The following is a 21,913-nucleotide window of genomic DNA, read 5'->3' as shown; positions in this document are numbered from 1 at the left end:
CATTGACTTTATTTACACGGGAAAACACATGATCCGACATATTCTTCTGGTCAAATTCAAGCCGGAGGCAACCGCTTCGGAGATCGAGAAAGTCCGCACGCTGTTCGAATCCATGACCAGCCGCGTGGAGGGAGTCGAAGCGGTGGAGTGGGGGCTCAATGACAGCCCCGAAGGGTTGAATCAGGGTTTCACCCACGCTGTTTTGATGACCTTTGCCGATGAGCAGGCGCGGCAGCGCTATCTGCCTCATCCGGAGCATGACGCGCTCAAGGCGGAGTTTGTGCCGCTGGTGGCAGACATTGTTGTGTTTGACTACTCGGTCGCGTAATTGCCACGTAACTTAAGGAGCGTGCCATGGAGTTTTTAAATAACCGCATCAACCTGACTCGTGTACCCGGCCGAGCCGCCGGTGCATTGTTTTTTATCGGGCTGACGGCCTGCAGTGCCACTGAGCAGAACCGGGACTCCGGAGAGTGGCAATCGCTGTTCAACGGAAAGGACCTGGATGGTTGGGTGGTCAAAATCCATCACCATGAAGTCGGGGATAATTACGCCGATACCTTCCGGGTGGCGGATGGCGTGATTCAGGTCAATTATGATGGTTACCAGGACGGTTTTGGCGAGCGCTTTGGTCACCTGTTTTACGAGCAGCCGTTCTCGTCCTATCACCTGAAGTTCGAGTACCGGTTTACGGATCAGTGGCTCGACGATGCACCGGGCTACGCCTACCGGAACAGCGGCATCATGTTCCATGCTCAGGACCCGAACACCATTCTGAAAGAGCAGGATTGGCCCATTTCCGTGGAGTACCAGATGCTGGCGGATCGGGACGATGGCAACCCGCGCCCGACCGGCAATATGTGCTCTCCGGGCACGGATGTGGTGTATGACGGGGAGATTGATGAGCGCCACTGCATCAACTCCACCTCGGCGACCTATCAGCCCGGCGAGTGGGTTGAGGGTGAGCTGATTGTTTACGGCGACTCGCGGGTGGTTCACCGGGTCAATGGTGAGACCGTACTTGAGTACACCCAGCCGCAGATCGGTGGCGGTGTGGTCAGTGGTTTTGACCCGGAACTCAAAGTAGACGGGCAGCCATTGACCCGGGGTTACATTGCCCTGCAATCCGAAGGGCAGGGCGTTGAGTTCAGAAACATAACGATCAAACCCCTGTAATAAAGTTCGGCCTCTGTCTCGCAATTAGCAACGACTTCACTTCTCAGGGCACCCGGCCAAGCACAGTGGCCGGGTGCCGTCTGGCGCTCTCCCCGGGAGCGCCTCTCTCCTTCGCTTCTCACGTCCCACGCCGTTTTGGCGGCTCCAAATACAAAAAAGTGTAAAGCGGTTGCACTCGGGTTTTATTAGTAATATGCTCACTTTCGCCTGTAATCGGTTACAAAAATGGTATTCAGGTAGATTGATAGGGGTCCGAAACACGGCCTATTTCGACCCAAAATGGTTAAAAATCCATCGATTTAAGCCTATAAGATGAATTTTGTGCCATATTTTGGCGCGATTCTAATGAGTATCGATGATCATTTTAGCGTCACCTCTGGGGGTCAGCCCCGACGCTGGCCGGGTATTCGGACCGATATAAAAACCCAAAGCAATTGATAGGAGAGTTCCATGTCATCCAGAACAAAGTCTTTTCAGAAGCGATTCCTGCCGGCGGTTATGGCCGCCTGCGCGGCGGGCAGCCTGACCGCGCCGACGCTGGCGCAGGACGATATGCAGATGCTGGAGGAGGTGATCGTCACCGGTGTCCGCAGCGCCCAGGAAACGGCGGTCAACGTCAAGCGCGATTCCGATTCCATTGTCGATGCCATTTCAGCGGAAGATATTGGCAAGCTGCCGGATGTAACCATCACCGACTCCCTGCAGCGCATCAGCGGTGTTCAGGTTCGCCGCAACGCCGGGGAAGGGGGATCGTTGAACATTCGAGGCCTGGGGCAGGTTTCCACCACCTTGAATGGCGAATCCTATCTGGGTGCCAATTCCATCACCACGGTCCAGCCGGATTATTCGGACATTCCCTCACAGTTGTTTTCCGGCACCCAGGTGATCAAATCCCAGACGGCCGCCAACCATCCGGGCGGCATCAGCGGTGTGGTCAATCTGGAAACCTATCGCCCGCTCGACAGCGGGTTTGATGATGGCTGGACACTCTCCGGTGCGGCGCAAGTCGGGCGGGGCAAGGAAACCGGTGAAACCGACCCTTCCGTGAACTTCCTGGCGAACTGGCGTACCGACACGGTGGGTTTTCTGGTGTCGTTCGCTCATCAGACCTCCAACCTGGCCAATACCTACTCGGGCATGAATGGCGATGCCGGCTGGACCGGTTTTGCGTCGGAGCGCGATGGAGCGGAATACAGTTGGGTCAGCGCCGACACGCAGCTTGGCGGCATGGGTGATCGGGTGACCGCTGATGGTGTGGATGTGAACGATAACGGCGTGGTTGGCGATACGTTCTGGGCCTATCAGGGTCACTCGGCGTTCAACCGAGCCTCCGAGCGTGAGCGCGATGGTTTGAATGCGGCGTTCCAGGCGGATCTGGGGAATGGTTTTGAGCTGGTCGCCGAAGCCTTCTACACCAAAATGGAAGACTACGATCGCCAGATGGGCGTCGCCTTTTCTGATAAGTGGAACCGGTGGGGCTGGGCCTACCCGAGCATCAGTACACCCAAAGGGGTTGAGATGAGCGGCGGGGAGCTGCACACCGTTCAGGAGTTTACCGGCAATGGCATGCGCCTGAAGTCCTACTCGGATGTGGGGGTGACCGAAGCGGAATCCCAGAACTTCAATCTGGAGCTGAATTACGACAACGGTGGCGCCTTTACCGGCAGCGCGCGGTTGGTCAGTGGCAGTGCCGAGCAGGAGCAACTGAACAGCTACATGGATATCGACCTGGCCAATGGCAGCCAGTGGGGTGTGGACTGCCAGCTTTACCCAGCGGGTACCGCCGGGGAGCAGGGTGACTGCGCGGAAGGGCGCCTGCAGACCAATCCGGATGGCTATCAGGGCTGGCCGGTGCTCACCGTGAACTACCAGGGGGATAACCCACACTGGAGCGGTTGGGACAACAACGCCAACCTGAATCGCGATGGTCAACCTCAGGCCGGTATCGCCAGCCGCAGTCTGCAGAGCTATGTGGACGATGTGAACAGCTATTCGCTGGGTGCTTTCGCCTCGGAGAACAACTTCCTGCGCGAAGGGGATGTGGATGTGGTCCGCTTTGACGGAAGCTACGAAATCGCTCGTGGCATGCTCGATAGCGTGGACTTTGGCGTGCGTTACAGCCAGCGCAGCGTGGACAACTTCGAGTTTGATCTGCTCTCGCCGGTGGGTGGTTGCGATGTGAAGTGGAAGGCCACCGACGTGGTGTTGAATGGCGGCGGTATTGAGGGTGCCTGCACCTACGGTGAGGGCGGCGACTATTACACCGCCGGTGTGCCGACCCCCATCTCCGGCCTCGATCCCATTCAGGTCAGCGACTTTGGCAGTGCCACGGGCATACCGCCGGTCTGGACGGTCAATCCGGAGTACATGGACGACGTGGAAGGTGTACACAACCAACTGTATCCGGGCACCCGCCGGGCGATCAATCCGGGGCGTTCCTATGGGGTCGACCTGGATGAGATGAGCACTTACATCAAAGCCAATTTCTCCCGCGGCATCATGAGCGGTAATGTTGGCGTGCGGGTGGTGGAAACCGACCTCACCGTGGATCAGAACCAGGTGGGCAGCCCACAACCCTATGGTGCCGCCAACGAGTTCCTGGGCCAGGTCAGTACCGAGCGTTCTTACAGCGATGTGTTGCCCTCGTTGAACCTGCGCTTTGATCTGACCGACGAGTGGGTATTGCGTGCCGCGGCCACCAAGACCATGGCGCCGCTGGATCTGGCTCAGTGGGGTGCGGGTCTGGCCCCCAACTACGCCATCGACGGTGAGGCGAGTAGCGATACGTACCAGCAGTTTATCGTGATCGGTGGCAACTCCGACGGTAACCCGGAGCTGGATCCCTGGCGCGCGGACAACTACGATCTGTCGCTGGAATACTACCTGGGGCCCGCCAGTGCCTTGAGTGCCGGCCTGTTCTACATCGATGTCGAAAGTTTCATCGAGAGCGGTTCGGTGCAGATGGCATTGCCGGACCAGGACGGTGTGGTGCGTCGGGAAGTGGAAGTGTCCACCAGTGTTCAGGGTAGCGGCGGTGAGCTGAAAGGGCTCGAGTTGAGTGCCAAGCTCGCCTTCGGTGACTTCCTGTATGACAGTGTGCTGGAGGATTTTGGTGCGGACGTAAACTACACCTACTCACCCAGCGAGTCCGGCAATCAGGATCTCAACGGCGGTGACCTGCCGTTCCAGGATAACTCCGAGCATGTGTTCAACCTGGTGGGTTGGTACGAGTCCGGTCCCTTCCAGGCTCGGGTGGCGTACAACTACCGCAGCGAGCGTGTAGCGGGTTACAACCAGACCTGGGGCAATGGCGCCCTGTGGCAGGAGGCGACCGGCTATGTGGACCTGTCAGCCAGTTACGATATCAATGACGCGGTCAATGTGTTCTTCAACGCGTCCAACATCACCGACGAAAAAGAGCAGTACTACCTCGAATTTCAAGATCAGTTCGCCTGGCAGTACGAGTACGAAGCCCGGTACTCCCTGGGCGTGCGCGCGACCTTTTAATCGTCAATAAAAAAACCGGCCGTCAACGCTGTTGGCGGCCGGTTTTTTTGTGTCTAATGCTTCTTGAGGCGGCGTGATTTACTCGTCGGAAGCGGGGGCGTCTGTCCAGGCTTTCAACCGCTCGGCGGTGGCTTCATCGACCACTTCCAATATCACCCGCTGGCGCTCATCGTCCACGCCCTGAATGATCACGTGTACCTGCTGATCCAGTTGGTACTGTTGAGCCTCATGGGTGATTTTCAGGCGCCTTGAATCAAATGCCGGCTTGACGTCATCTTTGGCCAACCGCACAAAACCTTCAATACCCCAGTCGTCCAGACGCACCCCGAAGCCCATGGAGTTCACCAGGGCGATGGTGCCCGTGTGTACGCTGCCAATTTTGTCGCGCACAAAATCACAGGCCAGCCACTGCTCCAACTGACGACAGGCCTGACGGCCTTTCTGAAGCTGACTCTGCAGGCTTTCAAGCAGCGCAGGTTCCGGTGGCTGGGCGGGTTGCTCGCGCAGTATCCGCTTGATGGCCCGGTGATTGTAAAAGTCGTGGTAGCGCCGGATCGGCGAGGTGACTGTGGCGTAATGGGGAAAGCCCAAACCAAAGTGCTCGCTGGCATCGGCGGACAGGGAGGCGGCCTGCAGCATCCGTTGGACAAGAGGCAGCAGGGACTCGAATTCCGGAGTATTGTCCGGGTTGACCCGCAGATCGCGCAGCAGCTTCTGGAAGTGACGCAGCGCGGTCAGGTCGCCGACCTCGTAGTCCGGAACGTCTTCGTTCAGCAGGCTGACGGCATCGTCCAGTCGTTCCGGGCGAAAGCCGACGTGGTTGGAAAAAATGCCGTGCCCGGGGTGCCGGGTGAACAGTTCCCCCGCACAGATGTTGGTGGCAAGCATGGACTCTTCTACAATCCGGTGCGCCTTGGTGCGCTCGCGTTTCTCGATGCGTTCGATTTTCTTCTGATCGTTCAGGACGAAGTAATAGTCCGGACGGTCTTCCATCATCAACGCGTGCTGATGACGGTAGTCGCTGCGTGCGGTGGCGCAGGCGTGCAGGGCTTTGAGCATCTCGACCCGCTCGGCGGGCAGGTCAACGGGGGCATCCCCACCGTCGAGCAACTCGGTGACGCCGGTGTAGCTCAGCTTGTGGTGGGAGCGGATCAGGGCCTCGGAAAACCGGTAGTCGGTAATGGTACCGTCCGGTTGGATGTGCATCTGGCACACCAGGGCCGGGCGGCGCTGATCCGGCACCAGTGAAAAGGTGTCGTGGGACAGCTCCGCCGGCAGCATGGTCACACTCTGGCCCAGCAGGTAGACGGTGCTGGCCCGGCTCGCGGCGGCCTGGTCCAGCGGGGTGCCCGGTTCGATGTAGCGGCTCGGATCGGCGATGGCGACCCAGAGGTCCCAGCCGTCCTCGCGCGCCTCCAGGTAAACCGCATCGTCCATATCCCGCGTGGTTTCGGCGTCGATGGTCACAAAGGGGCGATCGGTCAGGTCTTCCTGGTGATCATCTGCGGTGATGGGCGTCAGGTTGATGGCCTGGGCCTGATCCCGCGCCTTATCGGACCAGTCCGTCGGCAGTTCGAATTTCGCGGTGATGTAGCGGCTTTCCACTCCAGGCTCGCCGGGCTTGCCAATGGCGCTGAGAATGGTGACCTGCGCCTTGCCTTCGTGATGAAATGGATGGCGGCTGAGTTTGCAGTGAATCAGGTCGCCATCGTCGAAGCCTTTGCGCTGATTTGGAGGAATAAACAGCCAGCGGGTAAACTGGGCGACGTCAGGCTCCACAAAATGGGCCTTGCCCTTGACGCGATAGCGACCCACAAAGGTGGTGAATTCGCTGCTCAGCAGTCGCTCCAGTTGCGCTTCCAGTTGATCTTTGCGGTTGGTGGTCAGTTGGACTTCTACCCGATCGCCGGGCATGACCTTCATGGTTTCATCGGGCGGAAGAAAGGCATCCCGCCCATCATCGAGGTGGACGAACGCAAAGCGACGGGTGGTGGTGCGCACGGTTCCTTGAGCCAGGTCCTTCTCCGAGCGAAGGTTGGATTTGAGCTGAGACAGCTGTTGCAGTGCGTTCTGATCAAACATGAGAGACAACTTCAGATTGGCAGGTTCGGTTTCGGGGTCAGGCGCGATCATAACAGGAAACCCGCCCTGACGTTACCGGGGCTGGCACAATTGGCCGGCTCCATTCTCTGGATATGTAGTAGTATTGGCGCCCTATGGATACCTTGAACCAGCTCATTCTGTTTGGCGGAATGCTGTTTGTGATCAGCATTCTCGCCAGCACCCTCTCCCCGCGCATGGGCATGCCTCTGCTGCTGGTGTTCCTTATTATCGGTATGTTGGCGGGGGAAGACGGCCTCGGTGGCATTCGTTATAACGATGTTCAATCGGCGTACTTCCTGGCCACGCTGGCGCTGGCGGTGATCCTGTTCGATGGCGGCTTGCGCACTGATCGGCACAACTTTCGGGTCGGGCTGCGCCCAGCCTTGCTCCTGGCCACCGTCGGGGTGGTGGGCACAGCGGCCCTGACCGGCGCTTTTGCCGCCTGGATTCTGGGAATTGGTTGGGTTGAGGGCTTGCTGATCGGGGCGATTGTGGGCTCCACCGATGCGGCGGCGGTATTCTCGGTATTGAACATGCAGGGGCTGGCGCTCAAGACCCGGGTGGGCGCGACGCTGGAAATCGAATCCGGTCTGAACGACCCGATGGCGATCTTTCTGACCATTATTCTGGTGGAGTTCATGGTCAGCCAGCAGAGCGGTTTTGACGCCCTGATGCTGGGGCAGTTTGTCTGGCAGATGGGGCTGGGGGCTGGCATTGGTCTGCTGGGCGGAAGGATTCTCGCCTATGGTGTCGCCCGTCTGGCCCTGAGCCCGGGGTTGTACCCTCTGTTGGCCCTGTTTGGTGGCATCTCTATTTTTGGCCTGGCAGCGGTCCTGCAGGCCAGTGGGTTCCTCGCGGTGTACCTGGCCGGCCTGGTGGTCGGTAACCGACTCTCCCGAGGGCTTTACAACATCCAGCGCTTCCATGACGGTATCGCCTGGTTGGCCCAGATCAGTCTGTTCCTGATGTTGGGCCTGCTGGTATCGCCCCGCGAACTGATGCTCTATGCACCCAGCGCCGTGCTGGTGGGGCTGTTTCTGATTCTGGTCGGGCGCCCCGTGGCGGTCTGGCTGTGTCTCATGCCGTTTCAGTTCGCCTGGCGGGAAAAGCTGTTCATCAGTTGGGTGGGGCTGCGCGGCGCGGTGCCGATTGTGCTGGCCATGTTTCCCTGGTTGGCAGGCTTTGAGAACTGGCCGTTCTTTTTCAATATCGCCTTCTTTATTGTGCTGGTGTCTCTGGTTATGCAGGGCTGGACCGTGGCGCCCCTGGCCCGCTGGTTGAAGCTCGATGTCCCCACCACTTCCTCACGGGTCCAGCGGGTCGAGTTGGGGGTGCCGGGGCAGGTGGGCTACGAGTTTGTCGGCTACAAGCTGGCCGAAGGCAGCCCGGCGCTGCGCTCGCCCACCGATAAACTGCCCTTGCCGGCGGGCGCCAGCCTGTTGTGCGTCTTGCGGGAGGATCAGCCCCTGTCGCTAAAGGAAAGTCATACCCTGGAGCCGGGAGATCACGTCTACTTGCTGGCCTCCGCCACGGACTTGCCCGCCCTCGACAAGTTGCTGGTGGGGGTGGACGAGCCGGACCGGCTGTCGGCTCAGGCGTTCTTCGGGGAATTTGTGGTCACGCCCCGGGCCAAGCTGGCGGACCTCGGCATGCTCTATGGCTTTGAGGTGCCGGAGGAGATGGCCAACTGGAGTATCGCTCGGTACATCTACAGCCAGTACCGCCAGCCGGTGGTGGGCGACCGGGTTCGCCTGGGTGATGTGGAATTTGTGGTGCTGGATATGCGCGACTCGAAGCTGACTCAGGTCAGTCTGAAACTCCACCGGTAAAATCCCGTCCGATTTTTTCTTCAGAAATGTTGCGCCCGGCCGATGATTATTGGCCAGGCGTGATTTTGTCTTTTCTCGGCTACACTTTAATAACCAATCCCGATGAGGCTCAGCGTTGTACGGTGGGTGGATAGGTATTTCGATACGGTCTGTTAAACGCTGGATGTTCTTATATAGGTCTTGTTGAAGGGTTCGTTATGTTGAGTTGGTACAACAATATAAGCTTTCGATGGAAGCTGATGCTGCCTTTATCGCTTCTGGTTATTATCTTTATTGCGGTGAGCATCTACGCGGTGCGGGCAGCGAACCAGATGGGGAGCTACTCGAACACCATCGGTACCGTGAACCTTCCGGAAATCCAGCTTTTGATGCAGGCCGATCGCGACCTTTATCAGGCGCTGACCGCCGAGCGGGCCATGCTGTTAGCCGACCCGGGTAGCAGCGAAATGGATGCGCTGTATCGCGACCATCAGGATAATGCCCAGCAGACTTACGATCGCGCGATTCAGTCCTTGGACCTCTCCGAGATCGCCACCCGCGAAGAGCGGGAAACCTTCCAACAACTCTACGATCGTTGGTTTAGCCTGAGCGAGTCCATTGTTGAGGATGCTCGCAGTGCCGATCGGATGACACTCGCCTTCCTGGAGGATCGCTCCTTCGGCGAGGTGGCGGAGGCTTTCGACGCGCTTCGAACTCACCTGGACGTAGTATCCGAACGCCGCCTGGAGCAGGTTGACCGGCTCAATCAGCGGGTTGACGCGGAAGAGGCGCAGATGACCTCGATCCTTACTCTGTCGGGTGTGACGGGCACTCTGATTGCCGTGTTGGCCGCCTTGTTATTGCCCCTGGTGGTGACACGCCCTCTGAACGAAATCAGCGGCCGGATTCACGACATCGCCGAGGGCGATGGAGACCTGACGCTGCGCATCAACCTCGATCGGCGCGATGAATTGGGGCAACTGGCCGGGCATGTGAACCGCTTTATGGACCGGTTGCAGCAACTGATTGGGGATATTCGTCACACCACCGAAGACGTTTCCGTTTCCAGCGAGCAGGTGCTGCAGGCCTCCACCAGCAGCCAGAAGGCGGCGGACGATCAGGGTCAGGCCATCAATATGGTGGTGGCGGCCGTCAATGAGCTGACCGCCGCCATTCAGGAAGTGGCGCAGAATACCAACGAGACCGCCGACAGTGCCAAAAACGCATCGGGCACCACCGATGTGGGGCGCGAGCGCATTGAGCGGGCCGTGGCCAGGGTGAACAGCCTCTCGGCCCACATTGGCGAAACGGCGGAGCGCATGCGCCGTCTGGAAGAAGAAGCCAAGAACGTCACCTCCGTCATTGATGTGATTCGCGGCGTTGCGGAGCAGACCAACCTGCTTGCGCTGAATGCTGCCATCGAGGCGGCGAGGGCGGGCGAGCAGGGGCGTGGCTTTGCCGTGGTGGCGGATGAAGTTCGCACCCTGGCCAGCCGCACCCAGCAGTCCACCGAGGATATCCGCACCATGCTGACCCGGCTTCAGTCCGGCGTGCAGGAAGCGGTTGAGGCCATGACCTCCAGCAGCGAAATGACCGAAGAGGCGGTAACCGCCGCCGGGGAGGCCGGGCAATCCCTGGAGGATATCGCCGAGGCGGTACAGCGGATTACCAATATGGCGATTCAGATTGCCAGCGCCGCCGAAGAGCAGAGTACCGTCACCGCCGATATTGACAAAAATATGGTGGAGATCAACGAGCTAGCAGCACGGACACAGGATGATGCCGCGACCACGGCGAGCGCCAGTGGGCGCCTGACCGACCTGGCTTCCAGCCTGAGAGAACTGGTGGTAAGGTTCAAGGTCTGACGTTAACGAGCCGGCCCGAGTTTTCGGGCCAGGCGTGATACGAGGAGACTTCCGTGAGCGAGCCGATTGGCAACAGTCTGATACTGGTCGGTATGCCCGGCGCGGGTAAAAGCACCGTGGGGCTGCTGCTGGCGAAGGAGTTGGTCAAGGCCTTTGTGGATACCGACATTCTCATCCAGACCCAAGAGGGTAAGGCGCTTCAGGACATCATTTACGATCACGGCTACGAGTACCTGCGCAAGGTGGAAGAGCAGGTGTTATTGGAGTCGCAGTATCTCAACCATGTGATCGCCACCGGCGGCAGCGTGGTTTACAGCGACCCCGGTATGCAGCACCTGAAAAAGGCGGGCCGGATTGTGTTCCTGGACGTTCCCTTGGAGGAGCTCGAACGGCGGGTGCACAACTTTTCCACCCGGGGCATCGCCTGTGCGCCGGGACAGACCCTGGCCGACCTGTTTGAGGAGCGCCGGGCCCTGTACCAGCGTTATGCCGATATCACGGTGGACTGTGCGACCAAGCACCAGGATGAAGTGGTGTCGGAAATCATTTACCAGGAAGCGGAGCAGTTCGCTGAAATGGATGCCTGAGGCGTCCCTGCCTCTTTTCCGGCCTGACTACAGTGGCAGCTCGGTGGTGTATTTCACCTGCTTGAGCGCGAAGTTCGAGCGAATCGAGGCAACATGGGGCAGGGGGCGCAGCTTTTCATTCAGCAACTGCTCGTAATGCTCGATGCTGTTGACCACCACCTTCAATAAATAGTCGCTGTCTCCGGTGCTGGCATAGCATTCCAGTACCTCGGGGACGGCCTGTATCCCCGCTTCAAACTCCTCCAGGGCTTCACTCTGATGGCTGGTCAGGCGCACGGCGCTGTGCACCACCACATGCATTCCCACCTTTTTCGGGTCCAGCAGAGTCACTTTCCCCCGGATGATGCCTTCGGCTTCCAGCCGTTTGAGGCGGCGCCAGCAGGGCGTATGCGACAAACCAATCAGGTTGCCCAGATCGGCCATGGAGTAGTCGGCGCTGCCCTGGAGGGCGCGCAGAATTTTTCGGTCGTAGTCATCCAGATCAATGGAATCGGAGGAGGTTGATACTGACATAGTTTTTATCCTGATTATGAATTTCTCTCACTACCTATTGTAGGGGGCGCGGGCGCGGCAATCAATTAGGGCGAGTATGATCAATCAGGGGGCGGACGGCGGGCAGTTGGCGCTTGAGATCAGGCCTCTGCCCGAGGTGAGCAAAAGCCTGATTTGACGAAGGTTTTGGGGCGTTTCCGGATCAGGAAGAGAGGCTGCCACGCCCCCGGCGCCCGGCCGCAATGGGCGTGGCCGGCTCGGTCGTTTCCAGGCTGTCGCTCAAGGGTTCGGAATCCGTCAGGGGCGCTGCTGCTGGTGCGGGCGGCGCCTGTGTCTGAGGGGCCCGGACCTGCTCAAAACGTGCCTTTATACGGGTCAGCTCCTCCAGTGAGGTGCTGAGCTCCGCCAGTTGCACCTGCTTATCATCAATCTGCTTCTGGAGGGCCGCAATATCCTGCTCGATTCCCTGATGCTCACGGCGAATACGCTGCTCTTTCTGATTAGCATCCTGGAGCACATCGTCGGTGCGGATACGCGCCGATTCCAGGGTTTTACAGATGACCTCCATCAGCCGTTCATCCGGATCGTCGGGCAATTGGCGCATCAGCGCCATGGCGTCGTCAATGCTGTATCGGGTTGCGTTGCGGGCTTTGGGCTCATCCACCAGAGGCGCGTGGAAGTCGTCTCGGGTGGGTAGGTCCAGGTCTTCGTCTTCCGGTGCATTGTCCTGCTCGTGTCGGTTGAACAGTCCCATAGTCTTATCCTCTGCTGTTGGCAGGTGTCACAAGACCTAAGCATAGTCTACCGCGGACGATTTTTCCGGTGTCGCCAGCCTGTTTCAGGCTGGCTCTCCCTTGAGTTTCTGGAGGTGCTTCTGGCTCAAAGACAGAAACCGGGGCGTTGGGCCGGAGTCGTTGTAGATCGGATCGCCCAGTTCATCCTCCGCCACAACGGTCCCACCTTTTATATAGGGCATGCCGGATTCCAGCTCGCTCAAGGCGGCGGAGAGCAGGTCAGTGATCAGGCTCTCCGGGGTTTTTTTCGGGTACATCTCGCACAGTGCTTGGATGCGTGCCGCATCTTCCACCGGCAGGTGCACGGCGTAGGCCTGCTTGGTCAGTTCGCCGCGGGCATTTTTTTCCCAATGACTCATGAGTTCGCTGACTTTCATCGATAAAACCTCATTGCTGGTCAGTGTGGGCGGTCGACCGGACCCCCTCAAATTCAGTATAGAGCAGCTTTTTGCGGCCAGCTAACTCCCGATAGGGAAAAGTGGCCACCCGATGTCGGTTCCGCTACGGAACCTGCCGGTAACGGCTCCTCTATATAAGGAATGTGGGTGAAAGTCGACAAATCAAGGGTTTCCGGGGGCTGATTGTCGCCAAACGGGGCTTGTGTGACGGCTGAAAGTTACAGAATTAGCCGCATGGACCAATATTGTGCTCCCGGGGCCGTGCGTGTATCGTATGCGGTTTTTCATTGGCCATCAGTCCGCCAATCCGTACTGCTTTAGAGGAGCAACCCATGAAAGTAATCCTGCTCGGTGCCCCGGGAGCCGGTAAAGGTACCCAGGCTCAGTTGATCATGGATAAGTTCGGTATTCCCCAGATCTCCACCGGTGATATGTTGCGAGCGGCCGTCAAGGCAGGCACACCGTTGGGTTTGCAGGCAAAAGACATCATGTCGGCGGGCGGTCTGGTGCCGGACGACCTGATCATCGCACTGGTAAAAGAACGCATCAAGGCCCCGGATTGCGCCAAGGGCTTTCTGTTCGATGGTTTCCCCCGCACCATCCCCCAGGCGCAAGCGCTGCTGGATGAAGGGATCAAAATCGACCACGTGATTGAAATCGATGTGGATGATGAAGAAATTGTTTCCCGTCTGGCCGGTCGTCGTGTGCATGAGCCCTCTGGTCGGGTCTATCACATCAACCATCAACCGCCCAAAGAAGAAGGGGTGGATGATATTACCGGCGAGCCCCTGATTCAGCGCGAAGACGATCGGGAAGATACCGTGCGTAAGCGTCTGTCGGTGTATCATGAGCAAACCAAACCGCTGGTCAACTTTTACCGCGATCTGGAAAAATCCGGAAACCCGGACGCGCCTCAGTACACTCGCATTGAAGGTGTCGGCAGCATTGCGGATATTCGCGCGCAGCTGGAATCGGTGCTGCAATAAGCGAAGAATCACGTCTCCGTTTTTGCGATTGCATCAGGGCCCGCTTGCGGGCCCTGATGCGTTTTAGAGCAATGAAGAATTACCCGCGTTGCATTCCGGCAACACCTGAAACGGTTCAGTTTTACCAAAAACGTGATAAAAATTAAAAAAAAGCCGAAAAATCATCAAATAATTTGCTAAAAACTCGCAATGTGGCTAATTTTTACATAGTATTTGTGTGCAGACTGGACGCACATAGACTGTGCTCGGTTTATGATTCAACTGATGTGCAAACAACGATACGAAGTTGAGGAGAAACGTTTATGGCCAGAGTAGCAAAAAAGCGTAAGGCAACTGCCAAACGCGCCACCGCAAAACGCACCACTTCAACCACCAAAACCGTTGACGCGGCCGTGGCAAAAGTGGAAGCGAAAATCGAAAAGCTGCAGAAAGATGTTGCTGATCACGCGAAGAAAGTAGAGGCCGCTCGCAAGAAAGCGACGGCGGCAAAGTCGAAAGCCGCTACTTCCAAGCGCGCGGTTGACAAGCGTTCGGCAAAATCTGCCACCGCAGCGGTCAGCAAGGCCAATGAAAAGGCCAAGGCCGCTCGAGCCAAGGTCGCGGAAGCGCGCGTAGAGCTTGCCAAAGCCAAGGCGATGGCAACCGCAAAAGCCGCAGCCGAAGCGGCTGAAGCCAAGATTACCGAGCTGCGCGAAAATCTGGCCAAGCGTGCCGAAACCGATCTCGAAAAAGCCAAGGCTTCCTTCGAGCAGCGCTGGAGAAAGTCCCGCGAGAAGGCGGATGAGCGCAAGGTGAAGGCCGCACGCAAAAAAGCCGCTGCCAAAGCCAAAGCCGCCGAGAAGAAGGCCAAGGTGAAAATGGCGCAGGTCGAGCGTAAAGCCGCCGCCAAAGCCAAGACGAAAACCAAGAAGAAGGCCACCAAAAAGCGGGCTACCGCCAAGCGGACCGCCACCGCACCGGCGAAAACCCGGGCTCGCAAGGCGACCGCCAAGCGTGCCGGTCGTCCGCGTAAGAAGTAAGACGCGAGTCGGCGCCGCTCACTCGTCCAGTACGGGCCGGGCGGTCGCTTAGGCCAGGCGAAGCCCTGTACGGGGTCGCCTTTGGTAAAAACCCGGAACTCCCGGCCGAAATGGGCCGGGAGCCGGGTTTTTTTCGTTGTGGAGGCTTACGTGAGGTAGATCGATGCACGGCGGGGTGAAATCTGGCAGAATGCGGCGTCTTCTCTCTGGACCCACGTGACACTATGACCCGACTTCTTGCCCTCGATACCTCAACCGATGCTTGCTCCGTCGCGCTGCAGGACGGAGAGCGGATCATTTCCCGATTTGAGCTGGCCGCCAAGAGCCACACCCAGCGTTTGCTGCCCATGGTGGACGAGGTGCTCTCGGAGGCTGGGTTGGCATTGGCCGACCTGGATGCGCTGGTGTTCGGTCGCGGTCCGGGTTCATTTACCGGCCTCCGAATCTGTTTGGGGGTGGTTCAAGGGTTGGCGTTTTCACGGAGTTTGCCCGTCGTGGGCGTGTCCACGCTCGAAGCCATGGCGGTCGGTTATTATCGGCGGCATCCTGACCTGGCCAGCGCCTCCACGCCGTTGCTGGTTGCGCTGGATGCGAGAATGCAGGAAGTGTATTGGACTTTGGTCAAACCCCAATCCGGTGCCGGCGGTGTTGAAACCCTGACCGATGAAGCCGTCTCCCCCCCGGAGCAGGTCGTCGAGCTTGCCGCCGGGCACACCGGGGAGGCGGGTTTTTATGGCGTGGGGCCGGGCTGGCACTACCCGGCACTGGAAAAGCTGGCGCCATCGGCGGTGGATATGGACGTGCATCCGGACGCCCGCGATATGCTGCCGTTGGGTGCATTTGCGCTGGCGCAGGGGCAGGCGGTGTCGGCCGAGCAGGCCCGGCCCGTTTACCTGCGCGATGAAATCAGTTGGAAGAAACGCGAGCGGATTCGTTCCTGAGCCTCATCATTGTCACGGAAAGCGCTATGGACCTGTTGCAGATTGTTTTTCTGGCCCTGATCCAGGGCATTACCGAATTTCTGCCGATATCCAGTTCGGGGCACCTGCTGCTGCCGTCGGAGTTGCTGGGTTGGCCGGATCAGGGGCTGGCCTTTGATGTCGCGGTACACGTCGGAACGCTCAGCGCCGTCGTACTGTATTTTCGCCACAGCCTGGGCGCCATGGCACGGGATTGGTTGGGGCAGGTGTTTGCCCGTCGCGACAGCACCGAAGACAGCCAGCTCGCCTGGTATCTGATTTTGGCAACGGTGCCGGCGGCGCTTGCCGGACTGGTGTTTGATGGCGCGATCGAAACCCATCTGCGCTCGGTGTGGGTGGTGGCGATTACCACGATTGTATTCGGCCTGGCGCTGGGTTGGGCGGACTGGCATGGCGGGCGTGCCAAAACCGTCTTCGATATTACCTGGAAAACCGCCTTGATCATCGGCCTTGCCCAGGCACTGGCCCTGATTCCGGGCACCTCCCGCTCCGGCATCACCATAACTGCGGCGCTTTTTCTGGGGCTGACGCGAACGGATGCGGCCCGCTTCTCGTTTCTGTTATCGGTGCCGGTGATTGCGCTCAGCGGTGGCTATAAGGCCTTACAGTTGTGGCTGCAGAGCGAGCCGGCACCCTGGGGGGAACTGGTGGGTGGTGCGGCCATTGCCGGGGTCAGCGCGTTTGTGTGCATCCACTATTTCATGCACTATATTCGGCAAATTGGCATGATGCCGTTCGTCGTGTACCGGTTGCTCTTGGGGGCGGCGCTCATTTGGGTGGCGCTTTGATACCCTCGTAAACATGTCAGCGTCGAGCACGCTGTTGTCTCGATTCACTCGGTTAGAATTCATCTATGGTTGATCATTCGTCCCACGCATTCAATCGGGGCCTGCTGGAGTTTCTGCAGGCATCCCCCACGCCGTTTCACGCGGCGGAGAATATTGCGGCCCAGTTGACCCTGGCCGGCTTCCAGCCCCTTGTCGAGGGTGAGCGCTGGAGTCTCAAACCCGGTGGCAAGTACTGGGTCATGCGTAATGGCTCCTCCGTGATTGGTTTCATCTACGGGCGCGAGCCCATGGAGACCGACGGTATCCGGATGGTCGGTGCCCACACCGACAGCCCCTGCCTGAAAGTGAAACCGCAGCCGGACCTGTCCAGCCAGGGGTATGCTCAGCTTGGCGTGGAAGTGTACGGTGGTGCGCTGTTGGCCCCCTGGTTTGACCGGGACCTGTCCATGGCGGGGCGCGTCAGCTATCGCGATGGTGAGGGCCGAATCCGCAGCGGTCTGGTGGATTTCAAATTGCCGGTCGCGGTGGTGCCCAGCCTGGCCATTCATCTGGACCGGGAAGCCAACCGCCAGCGCAGCATCAACCCGCAGAAAGAATTGCCGCCGCTCCTGCTCAGTGAAATAGATGGCGTGGATCAGCCGTCCTTTCGCGAGCGGCTCAAGGCCCAGTTATTGGCTGAACAACCGTTGCTGACGGTGGATGAGGTGCTGGATTTTGAAATCAGTCTGTACGACACCCAGCCACCGGCACTGATCGGTCTGGCCCAGGATTTTCTCGCCAGTGCCCGGTTGGACAACCTGTTGAGCTGTTATGTGGGCCTGCAGAGCCTGCTGCAGGCCGATGACCGGCACAGCACGCTGTTGGTGTGCAACGATCACGAAGAAGTGGGCAGTGCCTCCGCCTGCGGTGCCAAGGGGCCCATGCTGCAACAGTTTCTGGAGCGCCTGGTGCCCGAGACGGAAACCCGTATGCGGGTGCTGGATGCCTCCCTGATGATTTCCGCGGACAACGCTCATGGCGTGCACCCGAACTTTGCCGATCGCCATGACGACAATCACGGCCCGCGCCTGAACCGGGGGCCGGTGATCAAGGTCAACGCCAACCAGCGATATGCCACCACCAGTGAGAGCAGCGCCCTGTTTCGTGACCTTGCCGAGCGGGCGGACGTGCCGGTCCAGACCTTTGTCTCCCGGACCGACATGGAGTGCGGCAGCACCATTGGGCCGATCACCTCTGCCGAAGTGGGCGTCAAAACCCTGGACGTGGGTGTGCCCACCTTTGCCATGCACTCCATTCGCGAGCTGGCGGGGCGGGACGATGCGGCCTATCTTCATCAGATCCTCAATGAATTCTATCGCTACCCGCATCCGCCGGGGCAATCATGACACCAACTGGAGGGTCTATGTCCGGGAGTTTCTATCGTTCAACGCTGGGGCGAGCGGCCTTGCCACTGATGCTTGCGGCGGCTTCGATACTGATGGCCGTCAAGGCAGGCGCCAATGGTGGCCACTTTCTGGTTGATGACGCGGCCACAACGCCACCACAAACCTGTGCCCTTGAGACCTGGGTTACGAGAATGGATCCCACCACCCGTGCGACGGTGGCGCCAATGTGCAATATTACTGGTGCCAGCGAGTGGAAGCTCCCACTGGAGTACAACCTGTCCAATGACGAGCTGACCACCATCGGGCTTGATTACAAGCGGGTGTTGTGGGCTTCGCGCAGTGGCCCGGCGCTGGCCGGCAGTGCGGGATTTCGCTACAACCGGGTGACCAGCGAAATGGACACCTACTATCTCAATATTCCCCTGAGTTTCCAGCCCATGGACAGCCTCACGCTGCACCTCAACGGTGGGGTGGAGCACGATCGGCCACTGGATGACACCTACGCCACCTGGGGCGCGGCGGCGACGTTCAAACCTGTGACCGGACCGATCTGGATTCTGGAGATGTATGACAATGATCGCCGTCAGGATCCGATCATTGCCGGCGGCGCGCGAATGAATGTCGGCAGCACCCGCTGGACACTGGACCTGGGCCTGGCCCGTGATACTCAACTGGACGAGACTGCCTATACGCTGGGGATCAACATTCCCCGTTTGTTTTGATTGCACGGTAGAAACGTTCTATGAGTCTCCAACGGGACACTTTACGGGTTTTTTCCCCTTTCGATCGCCTGTCTGATGAGTACCTGGACAAGGTGCTGGAAAAGGCCGAGTGGGTAGAGATACCCCGCGGCACACTGATCTTTAAACGGGGCAAAACCCTGGATGTGCAGCACTATCTGGTATCCGGCCGGGTCGACCTGATCGATGCCCAGTTTCAGAGCAGCAGCCTGGAGGCGGGATCGGACAATGCCAGCTTTCCTCTGGCGGATCATTCGCCCACGCAAGTGTCGGCGGTCGCCAAAACGGACGTCGAGCTGATTGTTCTGGAGCGCGACTTTCTGGATCTGGTGATGGCCTGGAGTCAGAGCGGCGATCACCCCGAGGGTGACAGTAGCGGGGCGGATGATCATGACTGGATGTCCTACCTGCTGGAGTCGCCGCTCTTTACTCGCGTACCGCCGGGCCATATTCAGCAACTGTTTGTCCGCTTCGAAGAAATCGACGTCGAAAAAGGCGAATCAATCGTGCGCGAAGGGGAGCCCGGTGATTATTTTTATGTGCTCGAGTCCGGGCGCGCTTCGGTAACCGACAAGGCCGGTCGGGTGTTGGCGGAATTGGGCGCGGGTTCCTATTTTGGTGAGGAAGCGCTGGTCGGTGATACGACCCGCAATGCCAATGTCGACATGCTGACCGCCGGGCGGCTGATGCGCCTGGAAAAAGCGGACTTCAAAACCCTGTTGCAGGAGCCGGTGGTCAAAACAATCCCGGCGTCGGAGTGGGGCGAGCGCTCCGCCTCTTTGGGCGAGTTCGTCGTTCTCGATGTCCGTCTGGTGGTGGAGCGGCGTTTCGGTAAGCTCGAGGGCAGTCGCAATGTCCCGCTCGGGCAGTTGCGCGGTGCTCTGGACGAACTCGACAAGTCCACCGCTTATGTTGTTTCCGATGATGCCGGGCGACGTAGCGATGTCGCCGTGCAGTTGCTGGCCCAGGCCGGTCTTGAGGTCTACCTGCTGACGGATGCGGCACAGCTCCACGGTCAGCCGCTCAACTGATGCGCGTCCTGCTTCTGTCCGGATACGATGCCCCCAGTCATCGTCGATGGCGGGAGCAACTGGCCGCCCGGTACCCGGATTGGCAGTGGACACAGTTGAGTCTGCCCCCGCGTCATTTCAAGTGGCGCATGAGGGGCAGTGGCTTTCTCTGGGCGTTTGAGCAGGCGAACCGCCTGCGTGAACCCTACGACCTCCTGATTGCCACCTCGATGGTGGACCTGTCGGCTCTGCGCGGATTGGTGCCCGAAGTCGCGCGCATTCCCACCCTGGTTTACTTTCACGAGAATCAGTTTGCCTACCCACAGCGCAAGCAACAGCGGGCCAATGTCGAACCTCAACTGATCAACCTGTACACGGCTCTGTGCGCCGATCAGGTGGCGTTCAATTCCAATTACAACCGGCGGACTTTTCTCGCCGGGGTGGCGGACCTGCTATCGCGGTTGCCGGACCGGGTGCCGGATACCGTTCTGGCGCAGCTGCATGCCCGCAGTCGGGTGATGCCCATCCCGATCGAGCACGACTGTTTTGTGCCGGACCGGGCGCCAGAGGACGGCCCTCTGACCCTGATCTGGAACCACCGCTGGGAATACGACAAAGCGCCGGATCGGCTGCTCAATGGTCTGCGCCGTTTTTTCGAACTGTGTCCGGAGGGAAAAGCCGGCGAGCCGCCGATTCGCGTGCACGTGGTTGGGCAGCAGTTCCGCCAGCAACCGCCGGCTTTTGAGGCCCTGAAGTCCCTGCTGGACGCTCACGGCGCTGGGGGCGCCTGGGGTTATGTGGAGAGTCGGGAAGCCTACGGCCGCCTGCTGGCCGAGAGCCATGTGGTGCTGTCCACGGCGTTGCATGACTTTCAGGGCCTGTCGGTACTGGAGGCGGTGGCAGCGGGCTGTCGCCCCCTGGTGCCGGATCGCGAAGCCTACCCGGAGTGGTTTGCGCCCGAATACGGTTACCTGAGCGATCCGGAAAATCCCGAGTTTGAGGCCCAGGCGTTTGCGGAACGGTTGCTGAGTTGGTGTCGGGCGCGGGCCCAGGGCGAATGGCTTGCTGTACCTGATATCGATTTTCTGCATGAGCGGCGCTGGCATCCGGTCTATCGGGATGAGCTGATTGGGCTGTCGCGGACTTCAAAAATCTGAGTGTCGGGTGCAAAACCGGTGTTTCAGCCTGTATCATAGCGGCCTTTCGTTCCCACCACTGAACAGCGATACGATAACGATCATGAGTAAACAGCGGGTTCTAACCGGTATCACCACCACAGGCACGCCTCATCTGGGCAACTACGTCGGCGCCATTCGCCCGGCCATCCGCTCCAGTGAACGGGACGATGCCCAATCCTTCTATTTTCTGGCGGATTACCACGCGCTGATCAAATGTCAGGACCCGGAGCAGGTGCATCAGTCCACTCGCGAGATCGCGGCCACCTGGCTGGCACTGGGTCTGAACACCGACAAAGCGGTGTTCTATCGCCAGTCGGATATCCCGGAAATTCCCGAACTCTGCTGGTTGCTGACCTGCATGGCCGCCAAAGGCCTGATGAACCGCGCCCACGCCTACAAAGCGGCCGTCGCCGCCAATATGGAAGCGGGGGAGGATCCGGACTTCGGTGTCACCATGGGCCTGTACAGCTATCCGGTGCTGATGGCCGCCGACATCCTGATGTTCAACGCCAATGAAGTGCCGGTAGGCAAGGACCAGATCCAGCACGTGGAAATGGCCCGCGATATCGCCGCGCGCTTCAATCACCATTACGGTGATCACTTCGTGTTGCCTGAAGCCAAAGTGGACGACCATGTGGCGGTGTTGCAGGGCCTGGATGGCCGCAAGATGAGCAAGAGCTACAACAACACCATTCCGTTGTTCCTGCCCGAGAAAAAACTCAAAAAGCACATCAACAAAATCAAAACCAACCTGTTGGAACCCGGCGATCCCAAGGACCCGGATGATTCCACCGTATTCCAGATCTGGCAGGCCTTCGCCACCCCGGAGCAGACCGATGAAATGCGCACCGCATTCGCCGAGGGTATCGCCTGGGGCGAAGCCAAGAAGCAGTTGTTTGAATTGGTGAATGGTCAGTTGGGTGAAGCGCGGGAGCGTTACGAAGCCTTGTTGGCCAACCCGACCCACATCGAAGAGGTGTTGCAGGCCGGCGCCGAAAAAGCCCGCAAAGAAAGCCGTGAGTTTATCGGTAAACTCCGCGAAGCAGTGGGTATTCGTCCCATTCGGTAATTATTACGGCGGATGCGGCCTTCGGCCT

At 59.1% G+C, this 21,913-nt stretch carries 19 protein-coding genes; 15 read left to right on the top strand and 4 right to left on the bottom strand.

Features of this window, described 5'->3' with window-relative positions; genetic code table 11:
• Positions 1-28 precede the first annotated feature (28 nt).
• The 3 genes from B3187_RS10975 to B3187_RS10965 all read left to right on the top strand — a co-directional run bounded on the left by B3187_RS10975 (position 29) and on the right by B3187_RS10965 (position 4,683).
• On the top strand, positions 29-328 hold the full coding sequence (locus B3187_RS10975; RefSeq protein ID WP_286806432.1) for a Dabb family protein: 300 nt from the start codon (positions 29-31) through the stop codon (positions 326-328).
• A 26-nt stretch (positions 329-354) separates the two neighbouring features.
• Entirely contained in the window at positions 355-1,176 is an 822-nt protein-coding gene (locus tag B3187_RS10970) for a 3-keto-disaccharide hydrolase (RefSeq protein ID WP_286806431.1), read from the top strand.
• Positions 1,177-1,626: 450 nt separating this feature from the next.
• On the top strand, positions 1,627-4,683 hold the full coding sequence (locus B3187_RS10965; RefSeq protein ID WP_286806430.1) for a TonB-dependent receptor: 3,057 nt from the start codon (positions 1,627-1,629) through the stop codon (positions 4,681-4,683).
• Between the two features lie 78 nt (positions 4,684-4,761).
• Here the strand turns inward: B3187_RS10965 and B3187_RS10960 are convergent, their stop codons facing one another.
• Positions 4,762-6,765 carry a VacB/RNase II family 3'-5' exoribonuclease gene (locus B3187_RS10960; RefSeq protein WP_286806429.1) on the bottom strand — a complete coding sequence of 668 codons (2,004 nt, stop codon included), beginning with the start codon at positions 6,763-6,765 and terminating at the stop codon, positions 4,762-4,764.
• Positions 6,766-6,899: 134 nt separating this feature from the next.
• On the opposite strand from B3187_RS10960, the gene B3187_RS10955 reads away from it, so the two are divergent.
• The 3 genes from B3187_RS10955 (at position 6,900) to B3187_RS10945 (ending at position 11,046) form a co-directional block, all read left to right on the top strand.
• Positions 6,900-8,615: a potassium/proton antiporter gene (locus B3187_RS10955; protein WP_265367654.1), complete on the top strand. Its 1,716-nt coding sequence runs from the start codon at positions 6,900-6,902 to the stop codon at positions 8,613-8,615.
• 239 nt (positions 8,616-8,854) lie between these two features.
• Positions 8,855-10,459 carry a methyl-accepting chemotaxis protein gene (locus tag B3187_RS10950; RefSeq protein WP_339619688.1) on the top strand — a complete coding sequence of 535 codons (1,605 nt, stop codon included), beginning with the start codon at positions 8,855-8,857 and terminating at the stop codon, positions 10,457-10,459.
• Between the two features lie 92 nt (positions 10,460-10,551).
• Positions 10,552-11,046 (top strand): shikimate kinase, encoded by a 495-nt coding sequence (locus tag B3187_RS10945; RefSeq protein WP_051174294.1) that lies wholly within the window; start codon positions 10,552-10,554, stop codon positions 11,044-11,046.
• Positions 11,047-11,073: 27 nt separating this feature from the next.
• Here B3187_RS10945 and B3187_RS10940 read toward each other — a convergent pair whose 3' ends face one another.
• From B3187_RS10940 to B3187_RS10930, 3 genes are all read right to left on the bottom strand, one after another.
• The gene (locus tag B3187_RS10940; protein WP_123637028.1) at positions 11,074-11,559 is read right to left on the bottom strand and encodes an Lrp/AsnC family transcriptional regulator; all 486 of its coding nucleotides are present in this window, start codon (positions 11,557-11,559) and stop codon (positions 11,074-11,076) included.
• A 181-nt stretch (positions 11,560-11,740) separates the two neighbouring features.
• Complete coding sequence (locus tag B3187_RS10935; RefSeq protein ID WP_265367659.1) at positions 11,741-12,292, bottom strand: hypothetical protein; 552 nt, start codon at positions 12,290-12,292, stop codon at positions 11,741-11,743.
• An 84-nt stretch (positions 12,293-12,376) separates the two neighbouring features.
• Entirely contained in the window at positions 12,377-12,709 is a 333-nt protein-coding gene (locus B3187_RS10930; RefSeq protein WP_123637030.1) for a pilin assembly protein, read from the bottom strand.
• A 353-nt stretch (positions 12,710-13,062) separates the two neighbouring features.
• On the opposite strand from B3187_RS10930, the gene adk reads away from it, so the two are divergent.
• From adk to B3187_RS10885, 9 genes are all read left to right on the top strand, one after another.
• Positions 13,063-13,716 carry an adenylate kinase gene (gene adk, locus B3187_RS10925; protein WP_123637031.1) on the top strand — a complete coding sequence of 218 codons (654 nt, stop codon included), beginning with the start codon at positions 13,063-13,065 and terminating at the stop codon, positions 13,714-13,716.
• Between the two features lie 302 nt (positions 13,717-14,018).
• Positions 14,019-14,735, top strand: coding sequence for a hypothetical protein (locus B3187_RS10920; protein WP_286806423.1), 717 nt, complete (start codon positions 14,019-14,021; stop codon positions 14,733-14,735).
• Positions 14,736-14,959: 224 nt separating this feature from the next.
• Positions 14,960-15,676: a tRNA (adenosine(37)-N6)-threonylcarbamoyltransferase complex dimerization subunit type 1 TsaB gene (tsaB, locus tag B3187_RS10915; RefSeq protein WP_286806422.1), complete on the top strand. Its 717-nt coding sequence runs from the start codon at positions 14,960-14,962 to the stop codon at positions 15,674-15,676.
• Positions 15,677-15,702: 26 nt separating this feature from the next.
• Entirely contained in the window at positions 15,703-16,503 is an 801-nt protein-coding gene (locus B3187_RS10910) for an undecaprenyl-diphosphate phosphatase (protein ID WP_123637034.1), read from the top strand.
• A gap of 65 nt (positions 16,504-16,568) precedes the next feature.
• A complete protein-coding gene (locus B3187_RS10905; RefSeq protein WP_286806421.1) occupies positions 16,569-17,888 on the top strand; it encodes a M18 family aminopeptidase in 1,320 nt (439 codons plus the stop codon).
• A gap of 224 nt (positions 17,889-18,112) precedes the next feature.
• A complete protein-coding gene (locus tag B3187_RS10900) occupies positions 18,113-18,610 on the top strand; it encodes a hypothetical protein (RefSeq protein ID WP_286806419.1) in 498 nt (165 codons plus the stop codon).
• Positions 18,611-18,630: 20 nt separating this feature from the next.
• Positions 18,631-19,659, top strand: coding sequence for a cyclic nucleotide-binding domain-containing protein (locus B3187_RS10895; RefSeq protein ID WP_123637037.1), 1,029 nt, complete (start codon positions 18,631-18,633; stop codon positions 19,657-19,659).
• Positions 19,659-20,795, top strand: a complete 1,137-nt coding sequence (locus B3187_RS10890; RefSeq protein ID WP_286806416.1) for a tRNA-queuosine alpha-mannosyltransferase domain-containing protein — start codon at positions 19,659-19,661, stop codon at positions 20,793-20,795. The genes B3187_RS10895 and B3187_RS10890 overlap by 1 nt, the downstream gene beginning before the upstream one ends.
• Before the next feature lie 82 nt (positions 20,796-20,877).
• Entirely contained in the window at positions 20,878-21,885 is a 1,008-nt protein-coding gene (locus B3187_RS10885; RefSeq protein WP_123637039.1) for a tryptophan--tRNA ligase, read from the top strand.
• The last annotated feature ends 28 nt before the right edge of the window (positions 21,886-21,913 follow it).

It is taken from the genome of Marinimicrobium sp. UBA4209 (genome assembly GCF_002381585.1).
GTDB lineage: Bacteria > Pseudomonadota > Gammaproteobacteria > Pseudomonadales > Cellvibrionaceae > Marinimicrobium > Marinimicrobium koreense.
Note: the sequence above shows the minus strand (reverse complement) of the source record. Positions and strands in the feature narration are given on the sequence as shown.